General features: G+C 42.1%; 21 protein-coding genes and 1 pseudogene. 8 read left to right on the forward strand and 14 right to left on the reverse strand.

Features of this window, described 5'->3' with window-relative positions; genetic code table 11:
• Position 1 precedes the first annotated feature (1 nt).
• Positions 2–733 carry an IS21-like element helper ATPase IstB gene (gene istB, locus DYADSP32_RS08870; protein WP_149243059.1) on the forward strand — a complete coding sequence of 244 codons (732 nt, stop codon included), beginning with the start codon at positions 2–4 and terminating at the stop codon, positions 731–733.
• A gap of 446 nt (positions 734–1,179) precedes the next feature.
• Here istB and DYADSP32_RS08875 read toward each other — a convergent pair whose 3' ends face one another.
• The 3 genes from DYADSP32_RS08875 to DYADSP32_RS08885 form a co-directional block, all read right to left on the reverse strand.
• Complete coding sequence (locus DYADSP32_RS08875) at positions 1,180–3,243, reverse strand: WD40 repeat domain-containing protein (protein WP_149243058.1); 2,064 nt, start codon at positions 3,241–3,243, stop codon at positions 1,180–1,182.
• 266 nt (positions 3,244–3,509) lie between these two features.
• Positions 3,510–5,483 carry an AAA family ATPase gene (locus DYADSP32_RS08880; protein ID WP_149243057.1) on the reverse strand — a complete coding sequence of 658 codons (1,974 nt, stop codon included), beginning with the start codon at positions 5,481–5,483 and terminating at the stop codon, positions 3,510–3,512.
• Positions 5,480–7,249: a hypothetical protein gene (locus tag DYADSP32_RS08885; protein WP_149243056.1), complete on the reverse strand. Its 1,770-nt coding sequence runs from the start codon at positions 7,247–7,249 to the stop codon at positions 5,480–5,482. Before DYADSP32_RS08885 ends, DYADSP32_RS08880 begins: the two co-directional genes overlap by 4 nt.
• A 571-nt stretch (positions 7,250–7,820) precedes the next feature.
• Here DYADSP32_RS08885 and DYADSP32_RS08890 point away from each other — a divergent pair.
• A complete protein-coding gene (locus tag DYADSP32_RS08890) occupies positions 7,821–8,108 on the forward strand; it encodes a hypothetical protein (protein WP_149243055.1) in 288 nt (95 codons plus the stop codon).
• Between the two features lie 7 nt (positions 8,109–8,115).
• On the opposite strand, the gene DYADSP32_RS08895 is transcribed toward DYADSP32_RS08890, so the two are convergent.
• The 6 genes from DYADSP32_RS08895 to DYADSP32_RS08920 all read right to left on the reverse strand — a co-directional run bounded on the left by DYADSP32_RS08895 (position 8,116) and on the right by DYADSP32_RS08920 (position 13,597).
• Positions 8,116–8,376 (reverse strand): IS3 family transposase, encoded by a 261-nt coding sequence (locus tag DYADSP32_RS08895; protein ID WP_414617637.1) that lies wholly within the window; start codon positions 8,374–8,376, stop codon positions 8,116–8,118.
• Between the two features lie 14 nt (positions 8,377–8,390).
• Complete coding sequence (locus DYADSP32_RS08900) at positions 8,391–8,696, reverse strand: transposase (RefSeq protein ID WP_149243054.1); 306 nt, start codon at positions 8,694–8,696, stop codon at positions 8,391–8,393.
• Between the two features lie 207 nt (positions 8,697–8,903).
• Complete coding sequence (mobC, locus tag DYADSP32_RS08905) at positions 8,904–10,895, reverse strand: conjugal transfer protein MobC (protein WP_149243053.1); 1,992 nt, start codon at positions 10,893–10,895, stop codon at positions 8,904–8,906.
• A 10-nt stretch (positions 10,896–10,905) separates the two neighbouring features.
• The gene (locus DYADSP32_RS08910) at positions 10,906–12,204 is read right to left on the reverse strand and encodes a relaxase/mobilization nuclease domain-containing protein (protein WP_149243052.1); all 1,299 of its coding nucleotides are present in this window, start codon (positions 12,202–12,204) and stop codon (positions 10,906–10,908) included.
• Positions 12,192–12,581 (reverse strand): plasmid mobilization protein, encoded by a 390-nt coding sequence (locus DYADSP32_RS08915; protein WP_414618159.1) that lies wholly within the window; start codon positions 12,579–12,581, stop codon positions 12,192–12,194. Before DYADSP32_RS08915 ends, DYADSP32_RS08910 begins: the two co-directional genes overlap by 13 nt.
• A 185-nt stretch (positions 12,582–12,766) precedes the next feature.
• Positions 12,767–13,597 (reverse strand): toprim domain-containing protein, encoded by an 831-nt coding sequence (locus DYADSP32_RS08920; protein ID WP_414617638.1) that lies wholly within the window; start codon positions 13,595–13,597, stop codon positions 12,767–12,769.
• Between the two features lie 197 nt (positions 13,598–13,794).
• Between DYADSP32_RS08920 and DYADSP32_RS08925 the strand changes: the two genes are divergently transcribed.
• The 4 genes from DYADSP32_RS08925 to DYADSP32_RS08940 all read left to right on the forward strand — a co-directional run bounded on the left by DYADSP32_RS08925 (position 13,795) and on the right by DYADSP32_RS08940 (position 18,312).
• Positions 13,795–14,073, forward strand: a complete 279-nt coding sequence (locus DYADSP32_RS08925; protein ID WP_149243049.1) for a hypothetical protein — start codon at positions 13,795–13,797, stop codon at positions 14,071–14,073.
• 304 nt (positions 14,074–14,377) lie between these two features.
• Positions 14,378–14,968, forward strand: coding sequence for a Crp/Fnr family transcriptional regulator (locus DYADSP32_RS08930; protein ID WP_149243048.1), 591 nt, complete (start codon positions 14,378–14,380; stop codon positions 14,966–14,968).
• A 74-nt stretch (positions 14,969–15,042) separates the two neighbouring features.
• Positions 15,043–16,437: a hypothetical protein gene (locus tag DYADSP32_RS08935; protein WP_149243047.1), complete on the forward strand. Its 1,395-nt coding sequence runs from the start codon at positions 15,043–15,045 to the stop codon at positions 16,435–16,437.
• A gap of 678 nt (positions 16,438–17,115) precedes the next feature.
• Positions 17,116–18,312: a hypothetical protein gene (locus tag DYADSP32_RS08940; RefSeq protein ID WP_149243046.1), complete on the forward strand. Its 1,197-nt coding sequence runs from the start codon at positions 17,116–17,118 to the stop codon at positions 18,310–18,312.
• On the opposite strand, the gene DYADSP32_RS08945 is transcribed toward DYADSP32_RS08940, so the two are convergent.
• Positions 18,313–18,591, reverse strand: a complete 279-nt coding sequence (locus DYADSP32_RS08945; RefSeq protein WP_149243045.1) for a hypothetical protein — start codon at positions 18,589–18,591, stop codon at positions 18,313–18,315.
• 94 nt (positions 18,592–18,685) lie between these two features.
• Between DYADSP32_RS08945 and DYADSP32_RS08950 the strand changes: the two genes are divergently transcribed.
• Positions 18,686–18,907: a helix-turn-helix domain-containing protein gene (locus tag DYADSP32_RS08950; RefSeq protein WP_149243044.1), complete on the forward strand. Its 222-nt coding sequence runs from the start codon at positions 18,686–18,688 to the stop codon at positions 18,905–18,907.
• Positions 18,908–19,358: 451 nt separating this feature from the next.
• Here the strand turns inward: DYADSP32_RS08950 and DYADSP32_RS08955 are convergent, their stop codons facing one another.
• Positions 19,359–20,996: a hypothetical protein gene (locus DYADSP32_RS08955; RefSeq protein WP_149243043.1), complete on the reverse strand. Its 1,638-nt coding sequence runs from the start codon at positions 20,994–20,996 to the stop codon at positions 19,359–19,361.
• 296 nt (positions 20,997–21,292) lie between these two features.
• Here DYADSP32_RS08955 and DYADSP32_RS08960 point away from each other — a divergent pair.
• Positions 21,293–21,933: pseudogene (locus DYADSP32_RS08960) on the forward strand (plasmid pRiA4b ORF-3 family protein).
• A 90-nt stretch (positions 21,934–22,023) separates the two neighbouring features.
• Here the strand turns inward: DYADSP32_RS08960 and DYADSP32_RS08965 are convergent.
• The 3 genes from DYADSP32_RS08965 to DYADSP32_RS08975 form a co-directional block, all read right to left on the reverse strand.
• Positions 22,024–22,212 (reverse strand): hypothetical protein, encoded by a 189-nt coding sequence (locus DYADSP32_RS08965; protein ID WP_149243041.1) that lies wholly within the window; start codon positions 22,210–22,212, stop codon positions 22,024–22,026.
• A 14-nt stretch (positions 22,213–22,226) separates the two neighbouring features.
• Positions 22,227–23,369, reverse strand: a complete 1,143-nt coding sequence (locus DYADSP32_RS08970) for an endonuclease/exonuclease/phosphatase family protein (protein ID WP_149243040.1) — start codon at positions 23,367–23,369, stop codon at positions 22,227–22,229.
• Positions 23,370–23,520: 151 nt separating this feature from the next.
• Positions 23,521–24,012: a DUF4062 domain-containing protein gene (locus DYADSP32_RS08975; RefSeq protein ID WP_149243039.1), complete on the reverse strand. Its 492-nt coding sequence runs from the start codon at positions 24,010–24,012 to the stop codon at positions 23,521–23,523.
• Between the last annotated feature and the right edge of the window lie 108 nt (positions 24,013–24,120).

Here is a 24,120-nt window from a genome sequence, read left to right on the forward strand (position 1 = left end):
AATGAATACACAAAGCACCGTCGATCTATTAAAATCACTCAAACTAAGTGGCATGGCCAAACGCTACGAGTCCGTTCTTTTACTTCCTGTTCATGAACTGGTAGATGTACATTCTCTGGTAGCAATGATCACGCAGGCCGAAGTGGAATACCGGGAACATTCCAGGACGCAGAAGTACCTGAAGGCCAGCAAACTCCGCTACCACGCCCTCCCGGAAGACATTCTGTGCACCCCAGAACGTGGGATTACTAGAGAGCAAGTCCTGCGGTTGTCGGACGGAATGTTTATCGAAAAGGGAGAAAATATACTGATAACCGGTGCTACCGGATGCGGTAAAAGCTTCCTGGCTTGTGCATTAGGTCGCAGTGCTTGTCTGTTAGGAATTCGCACTCAATACTTCAGCAGGAACAAATTCTTGGAGGCCCTGGCACAGGCTAGGCTCGACGGCACCTATCTGAAATGGATCAGGGCCATATCAGCGAACAGACTCCTTATACTCGATGACTTCGGTTTAAAACAACTAACAAATGATGCCAGGATCGCGCTGCTCGATATCCTTGAAGACAGATATGGGAACGGCTCAACAATCATTACTTCACAGCTGCCGGTAGACAATTGGTACAACTTCATTGACGAGCCAACACTTGCCGATGCAATCATGGACAGATTGGCAGCTTCTGCTCATCGGATAGCTTTAACCGGAAAGTCTTTGAGAAAGAAGAAAAATCATTAAGTTTAATAAATTATCACTCTCGCTTGGTGGTAAAAATAGCCGGTTCTAGCTGGCGTACTTTGCGCCGGAATAAATGGGGTCATTTACAGCGGAATCGTGGGGTACTTTCGTCGGAATATCTAATTGGGAAGAAAAGCATTTTTATTTGCCGGTTCCCACCATGTAGCTGAGATGACAGCAACCATGTATTCCTAAATGGGAACATCCAGGAAAAACTGTGTTGAAGAGCGGCAGTGCTAATAAAAGTGTTCGAAAGAATACAGTCCCATAACGGTCTTTCCCAGCTACAACACAATAATTGGATCAATTAAGGGAACCAGAAAGATTGAACCAATCAATTCAGAAAAAAATAAATAACCAGATAAATGCAAAAACTATGCTGCCTTTTGAACCAGTCACATCATGTATTTGGCCATCTAGATAATACCCTACTTTTGCTTATTCACTTAGCGCCTCATCCATTCCTTGGTTTGTTCACTCAAAGGCAGGAGGTTTTCCCTTCCAAATACCTTCATCCACTCTTTGATTTCTCCGTAGGTATAATCCAGGTTTTCTTCGTCTCCGTATGAGAAGAGATTGCCTGGTTGTGTGAGAATGTCGGTTTTGATGATGGCTTTACCAGCCACCACGTACAGGTAGCGACTTTGCAGAAGGTGTGTTTCTGTAGGTTTTGTGTTCAAATATAAAGTTTGCAAGGTTTTGCCTGAGGCGATGTCTATGATAGTAATTTTTTTGTTAGATTCAAAAACCTTCAATTTACCATCAGCTGAAAGGTTTGTATTTACATCTTGGTATTTTAACGAGTGATATTTTTTTTCACTGCCCAACGTCGTCTCCGGTAAATGCAATTGCCTACCCGTACGAGCCCCAGTAATAACTAATTTCCAGTCACTTGAAAAATTTATCGTTGCATCTTTCTGATCTTTTATAAAATCGAACATGACGTCATTTTGGATTTTCCAATTCCGTGATTCACCTTCACCATATTCAATGAGCATCGCACTGTCTTCCAAAAACTCAGCGCGAAGGAAGCCTTCTTTGTCATTTAGAATAAACTTATGTACTTCCCCACCACTTGTTGCCTGCATCTGGAATTCCTTATCACCATGTTTTGTAATGAGCCAGCTCCCGTCAGCCAAAAAACTAGCATACTCAATGTCTTGCTGTTTCTTTACAAAATACGGTATCCATCCCCTGGTTGTCTCCCACACCTGTGATTCTCCTCTAATGTCTCCTGTATAGAGCTTAGTCCCGTAATATGAAAAACGTCTATCTATAACACCATTCTGGTCCTTTAAGAAATTATAAATACGTTCTGTTCGCGTCTCCCACACCTTCGATTTCCCCTCCTTTGTATTAGCACTAAGCCAAACCCCATCCGACGAAAAACTAGGGTAGTCTATAATCTTGTCTTTGAGGAAGTTAGGCACCTGCCTTTTGGCCATATCCCATACCTGAGATTTCCCGTCAAAAGTGCGAGTAAAAAGCCAGGTTCCATCATTTGAAAAATTGGTAATTTCAAAATCTCCCTGATCTTTGAGGAAATCGGGCACGCGCCCGTTGGCAGTCTCCCAGACACGAGATTCCCATTCACCATGAAATTTACTTTGGGTAGCGAGCAAGGCTCCGTTTGCTGAGAAACTAGCCTCGCGGATGCCTCTCTCATCTTTTAGAAAATTGAGAATGCGCCCGCTAACAGTTTCCCATACTAATGATTCCCCTTCCTTGGAAATTGTAATGAGCCATGCCCCATCGGCCGAGAAATTGGCGTAGTAGACTTCTTTGTGATTTTTCAAGAAATCATGCATTCGTTGGTTGCGCACATCCCACACCTGAGATTCACCATCCCGGGTAAAGGTAATTAGCAATGTGCCATTAGCCGAAAAAACAACATGATCAATCTTCCGGTCTTTTAGAAAACCATGCAGTTGTCCGGTGGCAGTCTCCCAAATTTGTGACTCCCCCCTATTATTATGTGTATAGAGCCACGCACCGTTAGGCGAAAAACTGGCGTGGTCAATTTTTTGGTCTTCTAGAACAACTGGCACTTTCTCGGTCTCCGTATCCCACACTCGACTTTCCCCTTTATCGTTATTTGTAACCAGCCATGCTCCGTTGGCCGAAAAACTGGCGCTAACGATCTCTCCCAGGCCTTCTAGGAATTTATGTACTTGGCCGTTGCGTGTATCCCACACATGAAATTCCCCTTTCTTGGTACGAGCAATTAGCCAGGTCCCATCAGCAGATGATGCAGAAAACTTCCCTTCATATCGCAACTGTTCTTTGAACTGATGAGTCGTACTTCCCTTGAAGATCTTTTCCGTTTGATCCCTGATGAATCTCAAAGCTTTCTCGTCTTTTGTTGTACCTTCAGCATGCTCCAGTAAGCGCATTCCTTGGGCCGGAACGATTTTATCCGATTCCGAAGCCCAGTATAGTGCCGTAAACATCTTAGTAGCTATATTTGCTAATTTCGTTTTCTCCTCAGCATTGGAATTTGCTTTGATCATTGCTTTCACGTTATAGTCTGACTGCCTATTTAAGTCCAAAATTAACTCAAACACCTTCGCTACTTCCGAATCTACCTGATCACTTTTAGAGGGATCGCACCTCCGAGCGGAATTGAATTTTTGTATAGCGAATTCGTATTTTTTTGGATTTTTAGATTTCAGGAAGTCTCTCCCCTCTTTTATACGTTTTTTATAGCAATTGTAACGATCCTGAGAAAAAGACAGGAATGGTAAGCCTAGAAACAGAACCAATAGCAGGAGAGCTCTCATTTTATTAAACCTTTATTTTTTATTTTTTCAATTTTTAGTTGGTTTTCCCTATACGCCACTGAGTCCTCAAAAAAGTAAGTATCGTTCAATTTGCGCGCAAAGTTCAAGGCACTTTTCGCGTCCGTGGTATCTACTGATTTAAGGAACGTTTCAGCATCAAGTAAGTACCTTTGAAATTCGGAGGCTTGAAATTGTCTTAGGTTTTTATCGGATTCTATTCTAAGCTTGTCTGATTTTTCTTTTTCAATATTGACTGAATCTTTTTGTATAATAGCATTTTTTTCAGCGCATAACGCTTTTTTTCTTAGTTGATTAGCCCAGAAAGCAGTAATCGAAGTAACAATAAATGCGACAATTGCGACATTTAGCCAATATCTCGTTTTGCTAGCTTGTATTTCAGTATCGCTTTTAGCTACTTCTACATCTTCTAAAACTTTTTCAACTTTTTGTTTGGCGTCTTCTGTGTCCTTTAAGGCCTGGTCAACTTTGAGTTTGGCGGCTTCTGCGTCTTTAAGGGCCTGTTCAGCTGCTAATCGCGCAACCAGTTCGTCTTGTCTGGCAGATTCTTTTTCATTTAACGCTACCCGCAAACTATTGCTATGATCCCGTTCCTTTTCAAGCCTTGACTCAGCCTCAGCCTTACGAACTTTTCGGCTTTCTTCAAAAAAAGCCTTCTCATTTAGATCCAGTAAAGGTACAACATCTTCAAATACAGCTAGTTGGTTTAAGGATAAATATTCCCTGGCGTCTTGCGTGGTTTCCTGGGCAGCCTTGATGATGATCTTTAAGTTGTCCTTTTTACGCTGTTCGGCAGTCCGTTCATTGTATATTTTCTGAGCGAGATTGTCATGTCTCAATTCCATATAATCTCCCTCAAGCCGAAGTATTTTTACGCGTTCTAATTCGGTCAAACAGAGGGAAAGAATAGGTTCGGCGAGTAAAGCAGGAAAAAAGCCTCGCTGCTCAGTGGTAATCTTAATCAGCCTCCCTGTTCTGCTGTACTTAATTGGCCGCTTCGTGCCTTCGGGAGATACAAAACCATTCATTACCAGCTTAACCGTATTATTGGCAGCAGTCGTAAATTCTTTTGTCAGCCTTAGCTGAATGGATTCTTCCTGCTCGTCCATAAATCGTGAAAGGACCTCGTCAATGGACCCGAAGGCATCGATTTCAACCCCGGTAAAAACAATTGGATGCCTGGTTGATTTTGAGTGAGTGTTCTTGGGGTAAGTACGTTCGTAGTCCTGCGTGTAAAACTGATCCAGATAAATCTGCAAGTCGGTCAATTCAATACTTGAGCGTTCGCGACTAACCTTGCTGATAATTTCCTCATATCGTTTGGATTTATCGGTTTCGTCTTTTCCATCCACCGAAATGTTAAACCTTGTAAAAGATTCTCTCAACACAGTCCTAACATTTTTAGCACTCATAGGCTCAACCCGCACCCGAAAATCGAATAGGTTGGGGAGTACCTGCTCAATAGGAAACAGTCTACCCAGATACTCTTCCCGCATAACCATGATTACCGTGCAGGGAAGATCCTCCTCCATGATGTCCCGTAATGTGTTTGCGAAAGTTTCCCTTTCATCTTCTTCTCCCAGAATGAATAATTCTTCAAATTGATCAAAGATCAAGTAGACGGGTCGCAGAAAGTGTTTATAGAGTTGCCGGATTTGTTCCGAAAGGGTTCCTGCTGCTGTGCTAAGCGTCTGATTGATTGAAGAATTCAATGATATGTTGATGTCAGACTGCCTTCTAATCCAGAGCGGCAACCAATCCGGACCATCGAACTCTCCGGCGAGTCCGCATTGAATCAGACTGGTTTTGCCCGTGCCGGATAAGCCATATAGGAGGAGCAAGCGGGTTCGTAGCACCTCACGGTACAATTGCTGGGTTTCGGCTTCTCGCCCAAAAAACTCATCCCGATCCTCCAACGTGAAAGGGTCAAGAAACTTGAAGGGGCTGTTCATGGCTCACGGAGTGTTTTATCTAGAACTATCTGCGAAAAAGAACGGATCTGATCGAGTAGTAGGGAATTGAAGGTCGGCGGTGCACTCAAATCGGATTTATCTGCTGTTTGTGACGAAGCGGAATACTTGCTTTTGACGGGTGCTATATTTGTACCCGGCACTACTTCCCAGAGATTCTTGTATGAGGTTGCCGGGCAATAGTAAAAGGTATTTTTTAGTTCTGAAAAGTGTACCAAAAAATGAAGGTCGGGCTTACCTGCATTGTCCAGCGCATTTTTATCAACCAAAAAAGGAGATAGGTTCAAATTTCGTTCTGTTGAACGATCATTATGACGATGGATTATGATCGAAGAATTGTCTAGGGAGGAGTTGTTTAAGAATTGTTCATCATCTTTTCTCAGGGCATCGCCTTGATTTCGTAAGGTAAGAAACCGATGTCGATACAATTGTGATTTTAGTCGTTGATTTTTCAGGAACTCAATGTTAGGAACTGATGTCAAGCTATATTGGATCATAAAGCCAAAATCAAAGAGGATTCTTGCTAAACTACGCTCCGTTTCTAGGCATTGATTTAGCAAATCAGGAGCCCCAGAGTTTTCGCTTTCTTTGGCGATTTTAGATTCCAAAACATCCAAAGCCTTCCTCGTTTCTTTTTCATTGAGTTTGTCTAGAAGCACGTCCATTTCCACAATAAAGCAGGACAAATCCGCTTCTTTCATCACTTGCAGAAGCAGTTTGAGCAATTCAAGATTTGATTGAGGATTTATATTTTGACTTTCTTTAAAAAAGGAAGTTGCAAAGCGTTTTTGGCCTTCACCGGTTATCCTTGATTTATTGCCCTTTTTCAATGCCTCATCCCAAAGCGTTGCCAATAGCGTGTAGGTCGCCAAGTTGATAATGGCACGATAGGCGAACAGAAGCATTTTGAAGCGCTCTTTGGAAGGAGAATCATAAAACACACCATTTCCTTCCTTTTTCGTCAATAACTTTCTGATGGGTTCACTGATTAAATAGGGTAACAAAGCCAACATTTTTTCCTTGGAAGGATCAACCTTATATTTTTCAGAAATACCCAAAAGAGCGTCTGCTAATTCGTCATTTATGCCGTCCCCGTCATTGTTTGCGGCAAGCCTTGGCAATCGAAAAGTATTCATGAAGATCTCGCCTTCTGGTTGGCTATAATAGATTCCCCACATAGGTTTATCATCATCATTCCGTTCCAAAACCAGCCCACGTGCTAAATTTTCAGCTTCCTGCTTGCTTCCATACCAATTCGACTCATCCACAGCGATCTCAAATGCCTCATTAATCGTTCGGTCAATGGCCATTTCCCTAAAAAAGGCAATGGAGAATTTGGTAGCTTTTTCGTCATTCACGGGTGAACTGGTAGCAATGACGATGGGAATGTTTTTATTCAGCAAGGCTTTTACTTGCCCTTCGGTAGAGCAGCCATTCAAAATTACCAGCTTCAAGTTCGGGCAGTTTCCGAGGGAATCGGCTAGGGCATCTGATGGAGCACCTCCATCCGTCAGGATAATCCTGTCGCGCCCCGCATGTCCGCTAAATAAGAAAAGGGAAATATCATTCTGGTTTGCCCGAATGTCTTTGATGATATCATCCCGTGTGGCGATAGGGGCGTAGATGGTAGAAAAATCTCTAGCTGCATTTCTTGTCCTCAATGCATCATTTAATCCTCTATATTCATCCGCAAGTGTTGGTAATGGAGATGTATTACTATTGGCAAACGTAAGTAGTAAAGTCGACATGAAAATATGAGGGACGGAGGATGAATTTTATCAAGTAAAGATAAAGATACTGTTCTTTTGAAAAATTTGATAACACATCTATCAAGTAAATTTCGGTATCAAGAAGAGTTCAACGTAGTTGATACGGCAAATTGCAGTGTAAAAATTATCTCTCTATGACTTCTGCTAGAGTTCTGTTGAGCTTGAAGAACGCTTGATTTCTATTGCGAGCGGTGTTTAGCATTCAAACCTAGCAGGTTAGATTTACTCAACTCCTGGAGTAAACTTGCAACCAATGCATCGATCCCGGGAAATTTCATGATAATAGAACCCATACCTTTGTTGATCGGACTAAGAAGTTTTTCAAGGCTATCAGAGCCTGCAATTTTCATGCGGTAGGCAATACAGTGGCTTAATTGATTCTTATATCGTGATTTTTACCGACTATTCGGGTGAAATTTGCCGTTTAATAAGTCTCCAAAAAAGAATGCCTACTAAAATTTGATTTGTTTGGCTATTGATCGTTAAATTCCATCTCGATTAAACCATATAACTGTCAACGCTTCACAATGCACCCCGAAATTTCTATCCTGTGCAACCGTCTTTTTCCCAAATCAAAGCAGCTTACGCCAGTAAAAACTATGTGTTCTTTCCAGAAGGTTCAGCTTATAAGGTTAATATCTGGGGCATTCGTAAACGGTTCGGCAAAGTCGATTTGTTTGACGATGTCCTGGGCCTGAGTTGTGGTGATGAGAATGGGAACATTATTCATTTGGTGCATGCAGCGACGGTGGATCCAGGGCTTTACTACCTGAAAGACAAATTTAAAAATCCCAGAGGGACCTTGTCGTCCTCGGGACGAATTTTCTCGGTTGAATAGCCCTTAATCACTCTTTTCGCATAATCTCAGCTACTTTCTGGCGTCCGATTTTTGTACCTTGCTGCTGTAAGGATGCATTGATTCTCCGACTGCCATAACGTTTCATATTTCGGATAAACTCGATTCGAATCTCGTATTTAGGACGATTGTACTTTTTGTCCGCATTATAACTTTTACCTCGCTTATATCGATAATAGGCAGTTCTGATAATATCAAAAAGTGCACACAAGTAGCTTATTTTGTGTTTTTTAGTAAGCGATGATACCAAGTCAAAGACGTCTCTTAGTCGGACGAGCTCAAGAGACCCAATGCTTTTTTTAATATTTCTCGGTCTGTTTTTAACCGCTCAATCTCAGCCTTCAATTTAGCATTTTCGGCAGCCAGTTTGGAGTTACTTTCAGACTCACTGGATTTGACTCTTGTCTTCATTGTGGATAAAGTTTTCCAACGATACAGCAGATTTTCAGCAATTCCAAATGTCTCAGAAATCTCACTAACTTTCTTGCCCGAAACCAGCATTTTTAGAATTTCGGCCTTAAAATCGGGCTCGTAACTGCGACGCTCTTTTTTCTTTTTTTGACTCTCCATTTTTGCAAAATTTATGCAAAAAAGTGTGCCGCTTTTCTAGGCCACCTCAGGTGGCGGCCCAGGCTAGATCCAGAAAATGCAGTATGAGCGAAAATTTATGTACCAAATCTCGCAGATTATTTTAAAGATCAGCTTCACTATAAACGAGCAAACTTTTCTCCATGTAAAATCCTAAACAACCAAAATCCGAACGACCAGCACAAACTCCTAATCTTCATTCCCACGTAAAATCAGATGCTCCAACCCGTCATCCTCCATTATCCTCCTCATCTCCGACCCTACAATCTGCTCAATCTCCTTCTTAATTTGCAAGTAGTTTTGCTGCACAATGCTGTCATTCGCCGTTCTGACAACTGGCAATTCCGGAGTGGCTGTTTTTGATTTACTGCTTGTATTTCCGGTCGTAAATTCCGCATGAAATCCTTTCAAGTTAATCTTCTGGTCAGGATTATCCGCAACGAAACCGACAAATTCGCCCGAGCTTAATGACGATATTGTTGATTGAGGAATAGCCAGGTCGAGCTGGTGCGATTTGCTCACTGATGTATCCATTCTGTTGATCGACAGACCTGTGCGGTCTTGCATGATCCTACCGAATCGGTCCGAAATTTGCTTTGCAGTTTCACCACTTACCTGCCCTGAAATTACGTTTCCAGCGATGTTCATGATGACTTCGGCATAGTCTCTCCCGTAATCCTTTTTGAGCTGACTAAGATCCTGGATACCAATTGTGGTTGCTACTTTGTTCGATCTGGCCGTGGCTATCAGCGTGTCCATATTGTTGAGATAAATTGTCGGGAACTCGTCAAAAATCATACTGCTTTTTTGTTTATTCGGCTGGTTCACCAATTTTATCAGCCGGCTGATATAAAGTGATAGCACCGCTCCATAAGTCTGAATTTTCTGCGGATTATTTCCCATGCAAAGAATCTTTGGCGCTTCGGGATCATTAATATCCAGGGTAAAATCGTTGCCAGACATCACGTAATAAAGCTGTGGGGAAGCCAGTCGTGCAAGTGCGATTTTTGCCGACCCTATCTGGCCTTCCAACTGTTGTAACGCTTCATTCAGGTAGGCGCTCACAAAGGGATTTACAAAAACCTCTATCTCCTTCTGCACTCGCAGAATCGTAAAAAGTCTATCGTAATCGACTTGCATCAGTTCGATTACATGCGGTAAAGTACAGTACTCGCCATCGTTGTATCTTCTCAAAAACCAGATGATTGCCGTCATAAAATTGATGGAGGATTCCACAAAAAAGTCTCCCTGGCGTTTGATCCATTCTCTGTTTAAAGCAAGCAAAATCGTCCTGGCAGATTCCACGGCATCTGTTATATCAGTCATACCTGCCTGGTCCAGTGGATTACATCGGTGGCTACGGGAAAGATCGTCGAAATTGATTGTGTAGAAGGCTGGTTCCACCGGATAGTTTGCCTTGTTTTCGAGCCAGGCCCGGTATGCGAGTTTCGTTAGATCACTGTATTTGAAATCATAAACAAACATGGAAAAACCCTTGGCGACATGCTGTGAAATCACATGTCTGAACACAAAATGTGTTTTCCCTGAACCTGGTGAACCGCAAACCAACGTTGCCCTGAAAGGGTTAATGATATTAATCCAGCTGTTTCGAACCTTGTTTTTATACTTGTATTTGGCTGACAGGTTTATTGAATATTCATTTTGTAAAAGCTGCTCAAATTGTGGAAATGTTTCATTCTCTTTATTGAAAATATCCTTAGCAAGTTTCGCTCTGATGATCCGGGATAGAACGCTTGCACCTGACAAAATAAGCATGTATCCGACCAGGCAGAAGATGATGTATATGGCAGCAGCGAGCAGAATGGCGATGTCAAATTGCAGGAAAACGCTGCTGGTAAAATAGATTACTGTCCCAATCAAAATCCTGATAATGCCATTTTTTGCGGATGCCCTTTCATCTTTTTTCCCCTTGATTCCAATCATAGATATTACCAGAAAAACAAGGGCGATCAGCTTTGTTTTGTCTGGGAAAGAGAACAGACCGCTGCTGGCAATTTTGCCAAGAATACGGTCTGTGATAACGGAATTAAGACCCCAATCTGCAAAAATCTGGTAACAATAGTAGTAAAAATGCAGTCCAAGTACTGCCAGGCTAATGAGCCTGGTCATGTCCGTAATCTTTCGAAGACTCTGATCGTTTTCTCCTGTATTTGATGACATAACAGTATGATTAAAGTTGTTGTGATAATTGTTTTCTTTTCCTTTTTTTTCGGTTCGATCTAAGCTGATACGGCATATACCCGTTCTGTTTGACAGGATCGAGAAGGTTGTCTTCACCTGGTAGGTCACGTGAGATTTGACCCGACTCAACCTTTGGTTGAGAGAATATTTCGCCAGTTACTATTTGATTGACACCGTTTTTCGCAGCCATATTTTTTAGCTCCGGAGTTCTCAATTCGCTGCTTTGTTCGAACCTTGGCGTGACCAGACAGCGCTCCTGCATGGCTTTGGCACTGTAGTTTTTCCCGAGTGAACTGCCGTTGAAAACTGCTTTCGTCTGATGATCTATATAAGTAATTCCATAGATTACACCAGCATCATTTGACCTAACTACAGTGTCTATTCCGTCTTTCTTCAGTATCGATTTCAGTGCATCCAAGGTCACGTTTGTCCTTTTGAAAAGGGCAAAGTCAATGGCATTTTTGATCCGTAGCTTGTCCTGTTGCCGGCTGTTTTCATTGATCTCGAAGCGGGTTTGCAGATAGCTTAGCGTAGGTTTACCCGGAAACAAACTCGCTTTGATCGGCACCCCTACCCGCTCCGATTTCTCGTTCAAAAGCCGGTAGTGAAGCCCTCCCTTCTTGTAGGTTCGTGAGTCTTCCGAGCCCCGGTCGGCTGCCACATTGTACCGGTTCAGCACCGCATTGAGCTCGGGAATCGAGGTGAATTTATATTTATCGATGACCCCGGCAAGCACGTTGGCAATCGCTCTTTTGGTCTGCATCTTCCCATAATCCGCCTTCACCATGGCAGGTTTCAGCTCGTACAATTGCTGCTTTCTCCCCTCCGCTTTGACAAGATTGAAGTCTAATTCTATCTGTTTCCTTGCTGGCTCAGACTGGTTTCTACCCAGGTTGTGCATTGGAATTCTGCTACCGTCCGACCGGATATTTGTACTTACAATATGGATGTGCGGATGTCCGGCATCCCGGTGTTCATACACCAGATACGGTTGATTCCCGAATCCGATTTTCTCCATATAGCTACCTGCAATTGATGCCAGTTGCTCTGCCGTCAACTGCTCCGACGGGTCGAAATTCAGAGAGATATGCACGCTGTTGACCTTTGTTCTCAGGTTCAGATCAGCCTGCCTTTGAAGCAGATTCAGTCTCTGTTTGAAGGAAAGATCGGCTACGGCTTTGGGATAGTTTTCGGCCATCAGACACACCGCTTGCTCTGCCTGTACCTTCTTTTCGTTGTAGGTAATGGCAGCCCTTAAATTGCCGCTGGTATGGATCACCGCAACCATCGGTCCGATAGTTTATTGATCACTGTGAAAGCCTCTTCCAGCGCACTGCGGACGGCCTCATTATGCTCGTCCTGATGTTGTAAGTGCTCTCGAAACTCATTGATCTGTGTCAGGCTATGCAGGCGTTTGGCAACTTGATTCGTATTGACGCCAATCCGACTGAGCTCTGTTCTGACCTTAATGATTTCCCCCATCATCTCGTCCATCGAGCCGTCGCGTGTAATTGTGGTAACGGCTTTCCCAAGTAGTACCAGGCGAACATATTCGCTGAACTTACGGCAGGTGCTGCTTTTGCACTTCTTGAAGATCTGTTCGTGCTCGGCCTTTGATAGCCGGATTGTAACACGCTTTGTTTTTCTGTTTTCCTTGCTTTCCATCACTGATCATTTTCACTTTGAAAAATCTTCAACAAAACGCCCCCGACTTCGGAGGGGGTGGCAAGATCGGCCTCCTTTGGCCGGCAATTGTCAGACAATTGTACATCTTGCCGATTGCGATTAAGAGGCAATCCCACCAGATTTTCCGAATGTTGTCCCGGCAGCTCCTAAGGAGACCGAAATGTTCAAACCGGAATCTGTTTTTGATCCATCAGCCATTCATTGATGTCTTTGAAGCCGTCATAGAATTCGCTTCCATCTTTGTACTTTTTACTGATCGCCAGTGCGGATTGCGTACATTGTCGCCCCGTTTCATCTCTGTCCAGGTACAAGTCGATCTGGTTGTGACGATCCAAAAATCCGCGAGCTCTTTCAAACAATGAGACCGAATTCAGGATCACATAATTTTCCCGTATCTCATCCTGGCTATTACTGATCGTCCGGTATGACAGAAAATCAAAGAACCCCTCGAAAACTGCCACGCGGTCGAATCCATAGTCTATGGTAGTAATATCCTTGGGACGGCTCGAAAGTTTACAGTAAACATGACGCAGTTCATATCCACCACCATCATTGGCAAAGCCTATCGCTGTGTAGTTTTTTAGCCGGACCGAGAAGCTAACCTGATGGCAATGCTGACAGGCAATTGTAAATGATATTCCACGACGGAACAGGTAGCGTTTCAAACCGAAAGATTTGATCGGAGCAACTGAGTTAATATGTATGGAATTTTCCTGAGAAGTTTTGGGTAATGAATTTTGAACAGACGGGTACTGATGAAGAGATGAATCAGAAGCAAACATGGCAATTACATCCCGCACTTCACAGTTGTAAAATCTCATAAGAAAGTCTACAAGATTCCCGCCCTGTCCAAAACCATGATCAAACCAGCGGTTGAGCTTTCGATTAACCTTAAACGAAGCTGTACGCTCAGTTCTTAATGGGGATAAATACCAATAATCAATTCCCCGAATTTTTACTGGATCAATACCAATGCTTGCCAAATAGGAAACCATATCCAAAGATTTGATTTCGCTTAGATTTGCCCTTCGCCTATTTCTTTCAAAATCCCTCATCGTCTCCCTTTATTTTGGCTGACAATAAGCGAAGGTAGCTATGCCTATTTTCATACACCCATCCGGTGTAAATTCTCCCAGGGATCATCCCAATGCATATTCCTATTTTTGGAACTGTAAAATCAAAACCAGAAAACATGATGAATGCGAAAGAATTGGCCAGTGTGTATGATACCATCATGAGTATCCCCGGCATGAACGAACAAGTAAAAATTGACATCAAAGTCAGCAGGAAAAATGCGCTACTTCTCACCCAGGCAATCAGGAAAGCGCTGATGACAACACCGGGGGAGCACGGTCATGATCTGCTTGATATTGCCTCAAAAGAATCAAAACAGGAGCTAACCAATATTGCCGAGGAGTTTCTCCAAAGGACGGGGTTGATCGAACTGCATGAAAAGATTCTAAAATTGTAGCAGGTACACCACAAAAGCTGATGACCGATCGGTGACCTGACAAGCAATCTCAACCTAAGGTCACCGATCCAAATTTGCAAGAAACCTTAATTTACAGCAGCGGACCTGATATGGTTTAAGCATGAATTAATTTCAATTTATTTATTCAGAATATTTATAACCAAAATGAGAAAAATACATTATACTTGTATCCAACAGTCTACACGTAAAATCCCACCTCACTTCCTCCTCTGGTAACAAGCATGCCCATTTTACATTGGCAGTAATGAATTGAGTTATTTGGTCAACTTTAACCAGTCTGGAGATGTCTAATTATTTCCTCGAGTTTCTCAACCAGATCGTGCCGCTTTCCGACGAATGCAGAGCAGCAATTAACGACATCACTATCAAAAGGCAGGTGCCGAAGGGCAGTCAGCTATTAAACAATGGGGACGTATGCCGAGAATTTCATTTTATCGAGAGAGGTATTGCCCGGGCCTTTTACTATAAAGACGGGAAAGATGTGACGGCCTGGTTCGCAGCTGAAAATCAAATCATCAGCGCTATTGATAGCCTATTTGCTGGTAAACCTTCCATGTACAATATCGAGGCCCTGGAAGACTCGATCATATGGAGCCTGCAATATGGCCAGATCGAACCGGTATTTCAGGCGTTTCCGGAAGTTGAAAGACTCGGCAGAATACTGGTCACGAAAAACTACCTGCTTCTCGATGAGCGAATGAAAAGCTTTGTTTTCTCAAACGCAGAAGGTCGGTACGAGTCTTTATTAGAAGTGGTTCCCGGCATCCTTAACCGTACAAAACTGGGCCATGTTGCATCGTATATCGGCGTAACCCAGGAGACGCTTAGCAGAATACGCTCCTCGTACAAATCTTCGATATCAGCTCGATTTTGACATACATCAAAGGAAATTATTACAGATTTCAAGAATTTTAAATCATTATTCTTCTGGGCTAAACTTGAACAACAATGAAAACATTCTTCAAAATTATCATTCTTATATTCTGGGTCGGTCAATCCTGTAATCGCCAGGAATTAGCACCTGTAGCGACCAGTGTTGACACCGATTTGTCGGTTTCAAATGTGAAGGCGGCTTACGACAGTGAAATGTCGATCGTGAACGAATCATTTCGCATAGGCAAATCCAAAAAGGAAAAAACAATAAAAAAGCGAATTGACTGGGATGGATCCTATTTCAGAACTTTAGGAACTAAAAGAAGATTGGTCATTCCGTTTCATCTTGAAGAAGAGATTTATGTAAAGCTCGCAGACAGTTCAAAGATATCGTATTCAAAGGCAAGCTGGATAGTCGCATCAACCCACAAAGGTAAAGTCAATTTTGAAGTTGTAAGCTTGCTTCCTGATACCGAGTTCCTGCAACAAAAAGATCGCAAATTCTCTGGCAACATAATCGTTGAAAATCTGGCAGGTGATTTCATTGCAGGCTATTCAAAATCAAAGTCTAGCCGGAAGGCAATTACTCAAAATAAAGGAAATATGCGTACAACCAATTACTGTACCTACTTTGATTGGTACACTTGCGCATCTGTCGGTGGCCAAATGATTGGCTGCTATTATGACTATACAGAAACCTATTGTGACGAAGTTGACGATGAAGATCAGGGAAGCTTCAGTATATTGGCTGGACAGGGTAGCGATGGTTTCTGGCGGGAAGATTTAGACTCAAGTATTCCAGACTACCCACCGACAACCAACAACTCTGACCCAGGCATAGAATATCAGATGACTACAAATGGTGATCGTATCGACATTCAAAAATATTTTAACTGCTTTGATAAACTGCCTTCCCACAATGCTACCTACAAAGTCCGTTTATGTGCCGACCTTGTCAACAACGGAAACCCGGACGAACTAACTAAACTCTTAAAACCCGGACATGCTTTTCTCACTATGACAAAAACAAACGATGGAACATCCGTAAGCCAGTCCTTCGGTTTTTATCCTGAAATAGGAAAAGTCAGTTCGTTTCATCAACCTGTGGCAAGTCAGATTGAGGATAATGGAGCCACACAGCATGAATACAATGCTTATATTGAATTCGAAGTACCAAACGAGGCCAGTTTTAATGTCATGAAAAATATGGCGAAGAGCCTTGGAAATTCAATGCAATACGATCTGGATGATTTCAACTGCACAGATTTCGCGTTACAAGTTATAAATGCCGGTATCAGTGAAAGTGAACAAATACACGTGCCGGATTGGATTGGACCTTCCACCGGCATCAATTACGGAACGACACCAAATGGCCTCTATAAAACCCTCGTCGGAATGAAAGCTCAAGGGAAACAAAATGTCGGGGTTGGAAATTGGCATGCGCCAACCGGTAACGGTTCATGCCCCTAATGTGGCAGCGGCACCCTGTTAGCCGGGAGTATTATTTACGATTGAGATTTTAATCAATAAAACAATTTGTTATGAAAACAGATATGAATATTCAAAGCATCCAGGTCAATGCAATTCTAAAATGTGTCGCCGCTATTTCGTTTTTACTGATCACGGTAGGGAACGACCATCTATCTTCGTTTATGTTCATTTTTTTACCCTACGCCGCAATTTCATTAATGGACGGCTCGGCAAGTATAAGCAACCTGGATCTTGGAAGTAGGTCAATAAATCACGCAGTAGAGATCTCCTTACTTTTCATGGTTATCGTTGCAACAATTGTCCTTTTCATTTCTGGCCTAACGAAAGCACGAACAACTGCTAATAACCGCATCTCATTGATCTCTCTCGGAGTGCTACTGATATTCTGCCTATTAGTCTGGCCAATGTTGACAGAACGAAATATTCCATTTTTCAATCCGATCCTTTTCATTTTCCTGGCCATTACTGGATTGACATCCTATCGTCTCCTCAGGTGACTTGCTCAATATCCAGCAAATAAATGCGGATCGGTAATGTATCATGAAATTTGTTGCGAGTCTTATTCTTATCTCCCGTGACCTAACGGAATGCCGCCTCTAAACCTTCATTTACGATAACACAAAATATCAATGGGCGAAAGCAACATTACTAACGTGTATGAAAACGGCAAATGCAATGGAATGGCTGGATCGGCTGATAACGGCTCATGCCAGCATATCCGAGAAGGGGAAAGAAATAACCGAGGCCGAGCTCGCTTTGCTGTTACAAAAACTGCGAACCGAGAAGTCCGAGCAAGTTGGCTATGTCCGGGCTATGATGCTTTCGCTCGACAACGAAGACAGCCAGCAATTCTTCATTACGAATCACTACACGTACGCACATAATCTGCTAGACCTCGCCCTAAATCGTCCAAACTCAAATTCGTTAAATAACAGCTCCGATAAGCTAGCAAGTCAAATCACTACGCTACTTACCGACTTAATCACAGCAATTTACAGACAATATTCTTTGGTAATCAATCCGAATTCGAGAGCACCAGAGGTGTATCTCAAAAGGGTGCAACGCAACTGGAAATCCCAAATCCCCTTTTTTACGCATGAGTTAAACACCGCGGACCCTGGTATTGCATACGTAATTCTTACCCCTGTCCGTAGGTGGCTGGGTACCGGTAGTACCGAGAACAAAACCATTCGGCACATGTTGTATTTTTCCAGGCTTCGAACAGACCTCAATTTCCTGATTCCGGTTAAAACGTCCGAATCGTATTTCTCGAATTTGGAAAAGCATCTTATTCGAATCAATTTCAATAGCCATGATTGCTTTGATCACCTTACGATCAGGATTGCTCAGGTGATCAATAAAATGCCAACCTATTTCGAAAAGCTCGATAAGCTGTTACTGATCTCCAAAGAGCTGAAACAGCAGATAGTCATACCAGATGTTGGATTGCATCCCATGGCCGACTCCCTTGTCAATTCGCTCGAAAAGTGGATTGCACAGGAAATTATCTATTTGGAAAGAAAGACAAGGGACTATCTGATTCCGACCAGCCACAATGCTGCCCCTCTGGAACAGACGTCTTCTATAAAAAGAGAGCCCTCCTCAAAAGTACTTTGCATGCTGACAGTCGACCAGATGGCGATTCTGTTGAGGGCCGCAGACGAATCTAAGCTATTGAATGCAAAGTCCATAAGTGCCGTCTATAAACAGATCACGCCATATCTCTCGTCTCCCTTCAAGGAAGAAATATCTCCGGACAGTATGAGAAGTAAATCCTACGCAGCGGAGGATCGTGATAAACGAATTGTGATTGATGCGCTTCATCGACTGGTGAAGAAAATCGAGCAGTTCTGATTAATCTTCCGTCTCTACCCAGCCGTCTTCATTTCGGATGTCAGCGACATTATTTTCCAGGAGCCACCGCTTGAAATGGTCCGGATGGCCAGCAGTATATTTCACGATATCACCATCATGCAGGATGATGGTAAACAGATCCTCCACCGCAATAAACTTACGAAGTTTCGATGCGGGGTATGCAAATCCGGCATAATTCGAAAGCGCGGCATTCATCGATTTTGAATATTCTGTTGAACCTGTCCCCAAAACGTAAAATACATCAGGATGTATCGTCATTGCAACGCAAAAATATAAACAAATATAAGGAATATGCGACCATGATGTATGTTCATACGTCAACAATTTTTAATAATCGCTTCAACTTTCTTGCATGGAAGAAAGGGAGCAGATACAGCAACGATTTGCCACAGCACTTTTACGAGCTGCTGAGGATAAAAATCTGAGTTTGCGTAAACTCGCAGCCGCTTCCGGTTTAGAATATTCCCAGGTACAACGCATTTCCAAAGGCAAGGTTAATCTTTCACTTTCTACTATTGTTGCGCTCGCTGAGGGATTGGAGATGTCGCCTATTGAGTTGTTTCGGTATTACTAACTCCGTTCCTATGATTTGATCAATCTCGTTTTTAACAGCATAGTCCCATATTATTGTGCACAGGCAAGACCCCATTGCTAAGAAACTGACATTTGCTGCAAAATATAAAATAAGTCTACAAACCTCCGCGATCTGGCCTAAATCCTACATTACAGCAGTCCGTTTGAGGCATACACTGATTTTCTTAAAGTATTCGGTCTAGCCCCACCGCCAAGTATCGCAGAGTAAATTTCGCATCGTACCGTAAAACTGGGGAGAGAAAAATCTAACCGACAAGTATATACCAATTAATCGTTTCTTAGATAATCCGCTGCTAACTCTAGGGCTTGCTCCGGAGCGGAGCATCAACCTAAATGCAGACTATTTATCATAACGTCTTGTTATACAACAAAATATTATTTGGTTTAGGTAGCAGTATCAAATGTACTGTTGTAGCCATAGAAAATAAGTGCTACTCATCCTTTTCAAATGTCAAGCCTTTAATCGGAAGGCCAATGGTGATGCCAACAATAAATTTTTCCTTTGCAGTCAAAGTGCGTAGTCCGTCACCATCTTTAATCTTTTCGTTTAACACGTTTGAATATCTCATGTAAGGGAGGATACTGATGACAGGCTTGTCCTTTTCTTTATTTAGCAAATTTAAGATAGTACCAATTTGTACCCTTAACCTATAAACGTCGCTTGGCGATATTCCTCCCTTTAGATAGCTGACTTTAAAATTCAGTCCCGGCAATAAGTTTTTTCTAGGAAGTAAGTAATATTCAGCATGAAAATTTCCGTACAATTTGTATTTCTTATCTGTCTCTTGCTTCCGAAAAATGCCCGAAGTAACACTTTCCTTTATCACTAGGTTACCGCTCTGCTCTACTAGTAATGTATCTCTTTCATAGTATTTTACTTCCGAATATTCCGATAAATTATTTCCATAGAATAAATCGGCTCCTAGCCTGAAGAGCCTGGCTGAGTATTTGTAAACTTGTAGCCATTGTCCCCAAATAGCGATTTGGGGAGTAAAGAATGGTTCAAAGCTTTTGGCAGGCACTGGCGTCCCATTACTTTGAGTCCCGTAGATATTAAATGCTTGATAGTTGATCGATGGGGAAACTGTTATCCAAAAATATTGTTTTGTCGTCCAAAATGGCTTGGCGATGGAGATTTCAGCATCTGTATTTAATTCCAAACGTTTGTTAATACGTGTTAAAATCGTTTTGAAATCCTTAAACAATAAATCCAGTTTGATGTTTTCAGCATTTGAGCTATCTTGAGCGAAGGTAGTAAGGGTTCTCCAAACGTAAGGCAGATCATTCTGAAATACTTTTATCGAATCTAATTTTGTCTTGGGATAATACTTTTTTGCAAGAGATATGAACAATTGAGGATTGCTTAGCTTTGAAAGTTTATATTTTCTAATACAGTTTATCAAAGTATCTGCTCTCCCGAACTTTGCTCCATAATAATCGGCCAATTCGTTATCGGCTTTGGAGACTTTATACATTGCTAAATAATCCGTAAGTGTTAAAAATATTTCGCTGTCCATCGCATACATCAAAAGTGAAACTGATTCAAGCGAGTCGAGCATATCCATGGTAAGCTCTTTCTGTTTTTTCTTAAAAAGACTTTTTGTTATATGGTCAGCACCTTTAAAAAATTGTTGGCTACTGGCCCGAGGAATGTGGTGCCAGTTATATTTTATTTCAATCTGTCCGTTATATTTACCTCCCTCGACTAGGGGAACTTCACTATTTTTCTTTCCTGCTTCGATTTCGATTGCATGTATTCCATGATCGCTTGGTATTATGCCTGAAATTTTTGCTTTTGCTTTGTCACTGACATCTAGCGAAAAGCCGCCGAGTGGATTGTCTTCCCCAACAACGAAGTATTGAATATCCCTACGAATAAGTTTATCAAATGTTTTCGGTTTTAACAGTTCAACATCCCTTTTAAAGTACGACGATTTATTTGTCTTTTTCGACTTGAAATACCTTCGAAAATAGAAGTTAGATCTCATCGAATCAGATAGCATTGAATCAGCTAATGTCTGAGCCATATTCTCAGCATTGCGGATTTTTATAAATTCTGACTTTGACACTTGTCCATGCGTCTCTGAGTATATAATAAGGCTAAGGAAAGCAATTGACAATACAAATCGAAAGTAGAGCGAAAAGTTAGCTAAGGAAATTCTCATAGGTCACCAAGATAGAGTAGGATTTCAACCAAATTACGACACAAAATCAGCACTATATCAAATGACTTATTATTCGGTAAATCTTTTCAGTTTTTTCTCGTTTAGACCTGTCCCGGGTGAAGTTTAGCCTTGACGGAGAGCATCAGAAAGTGTGGCGCAATTGATTCTTTGATAACTTGAGAAGATGTGAAAGTCTTCTCATGAAAGCAAAAAATGTTGTCCAGCCAGTTGTAATAGATCCTCGAACTGCCGTGTATCATTTGAAGGTACACATTTTAAATATATCACCGATGATCTACCGGCGCTTTATCATTGACGGAAATACACACATTGCAGAGCTCCATCATTTGATACAGATGATGATGGGTTGCGAAAACCAGCATTTACACGTTTCATATCTGTCGAGTTGATTATGTAATTGCCTATGAAGGAGGTACCTTTTGTCGTGACGATTCCAGTGAGATTTACATTGGAGATTTAGGTCTGAGAGCTGGCGACAAATTTTCTTTTATGATTTTGGTGATTACTGGAAACACGAAATCCGTGTCGAGAAGGTTGAGAATGCCTGGCCAGGATACCGACACCAATTTGTACAGCCGGACGAAGGGCGTGCCCTCCGGAAGACGTCGGCGGGCCTTATGCATATCAGGATGCTTTGATCGGCCAGTTCAGATGGATCCAGGAAACCTTATCAAACGTCTTCGAAAGTATTGAGAATGGAGAAGTTCCAGACCTTGATCTTGATAATGCCCCTTGGTGGTATCTCAAACACCGGAGTGAAGTGTTCGACAAGAAAAAAAATGAACCAGGCCTTGGCCAAACTATATCAAAAAAAGGGTGATGGTAAATTTTGGAGAAATTGCTGCATATTTCAGCTTCATCTATTGTACCGGCAACAACATATTTCTCGACGATAACATCAGGCTTTTGTTCACTGATTGTGACCGGCAGAATTTTCCAGGCGCAAATGAATGGCGGTCTTTAATACCTGGGCATCTTTGCCATACTGGCCCGCCGGTGTCTTAATGGTTTCGTACTGGAACAACAGATCATCGAACGTAGTCTCGCCGGTCAGGTCGATCGCGGCACGATCTGCGTCTTTATAAAGCAAATTGATCACATCACAATTCACATCTAAATCTCTTTATCCTTTGTCTTGGAAGGACTTTTTGCCGGAGCTTCCACATTTTCATCTTCTTCCTGAGGCGGTAACGAACGATACTTTAAATACGAGTCAGTATGGTCTATCTTAATTTCGACCCACATCGGGAGGTGATCGGACATTTGAAATGTGCGGTAATATGTCCTGTAATATCCGCTTTTGTCTTTTCTAGGCTCACCTTTTGAGTTGACAAGGTAATTTTCGCCCATATCCTTCTCGTAAATACTTTCGTCCTCTTTTTTGTAGACGGATTCAAAAAAGTCAAAAACTCCTGCCTTACCGCTGGTCTCAAAGCGGTTTTCGCGGACCATCAGAGCAATCTGATCATAAAATTTATTCTTCGGGGCATTGCTCCCAGGCAACGCCTGGATCTCCTTAGGAATCACAAATCCTGCTTTCAAAATTGCATTCATGGTATCATCGTCCCTGCTAAATATATTAAAGTCACCAAGCAACAAAATGTTGGGAGACCATTCATATTTGCCCCTGGCTTTTGTGGCCATCGATTCTGCAAGGTTTTGGATCTCTTTGATCCTGTTAGGATCATCGGCAACACTTTCACCATAAAGTATATGGACAGTAGTTAGAACGAAGTCTGTCCATCCAGCTTTGAAACCGCACATGAAAGGAGTCCTGACCAATTGCTTACTTGGTGTGTAAATAGTTTGCTTCGAATCCGGATCACGGGATTCTTGTGGTGGCAACACCATTTCTCCGGCAAGTCCACCAAAGCGTACTTTTCTGTTATCAAACACATATGCTAGCCGCTCCTCGTTCCCTTGGGTCCCTTCGGTAACATCCGTGAAGATGTATTCCCAGTTGCTGCCTAAAATTTTCATCAGGTCTTTCAACGTTTGAAGATCTTTGCGCACCTCTTGTACAGCTACCAGATCGAACTTGGAGATGATTTCAGCAATATAATATATCGATTCCTGTCGGCGGCCACCGTATTTGGTCGTGCCGAATTCGCGGATGTTCCATGTTGCCAGAAGAAGGTTTGTTTCTAAATCTTTCTGTGGGATTTCCCTTTTTAATTGATCGCGAAGTGTTAAGAGACGTTCGATTGTCCTTTTTCCCTGGACAGTGGAAGTGTCAATATTTTGATAGAAAGGCATGAGAGTATGAGGTGAGTGAATGATTCACAAAAGATACGCAGATCTTCGGCTCTCTTCAATATCGAAATAAACTTTCTTATTAAACGGCTTCCTATATTTATTCGCGCTCATTTTACCTGAGTTAAATCGAGCAAAACAGTTGATAAAAGCTCTATTCAAGCAGTTCCGATTCCGAAAAGTGGTTCAACAAATCCTTCTCTTGACAGTGCAGAAGATCCACCATAAGTATCTTCAAGATCAATGTTATAATTTGATCATGTTCTCGTTGCTCAAAACGTTGCTTCCACAACAACTCTCTGAATTCAGATGTATATACGAACATCAAGTCTTTCAACAATGTACGGGTATACGCAACATTTGCATGAGCAAGAAATCCACTTGGCTTATTTAACTCAACCGCCTTCTTTATCTCTAAATGTGTAATTCCAGAGCCGTAATAGGGGAAAATAATACCAAAAAAGAAATCGCAATCCTCAACAGCTTCAAGGCAGGCCTGTTCAGTAGTATTTCCAGGAGCGGTATAAACAGTTCCCGTGTGCGAGCAAAAGACATCATAGCCAAAATTACTGAGTGTTGCGTATATAGTCTCAATTGTCGACTCGTTTCCCAGAACGGTTGAAGACAACATGATTTTAATGGACATATCCGCTCATAGGTTACATTTTTTCAAAAAAAGTGATATCTGTGCCATATATCATTAAGACCATAATGACCAGTCTCATATGCTCCGTTGCTGTTTGAAGGCCCCCTA

It is taken from the genome of Dyadobacter sp. 32 (assembly GCF_902506755.1).
Classification (GTDB): Bacteria; Bacteroidota; Bacteroidia; order Cytophagales; family Spirosomataceae; genus Dyadobacter.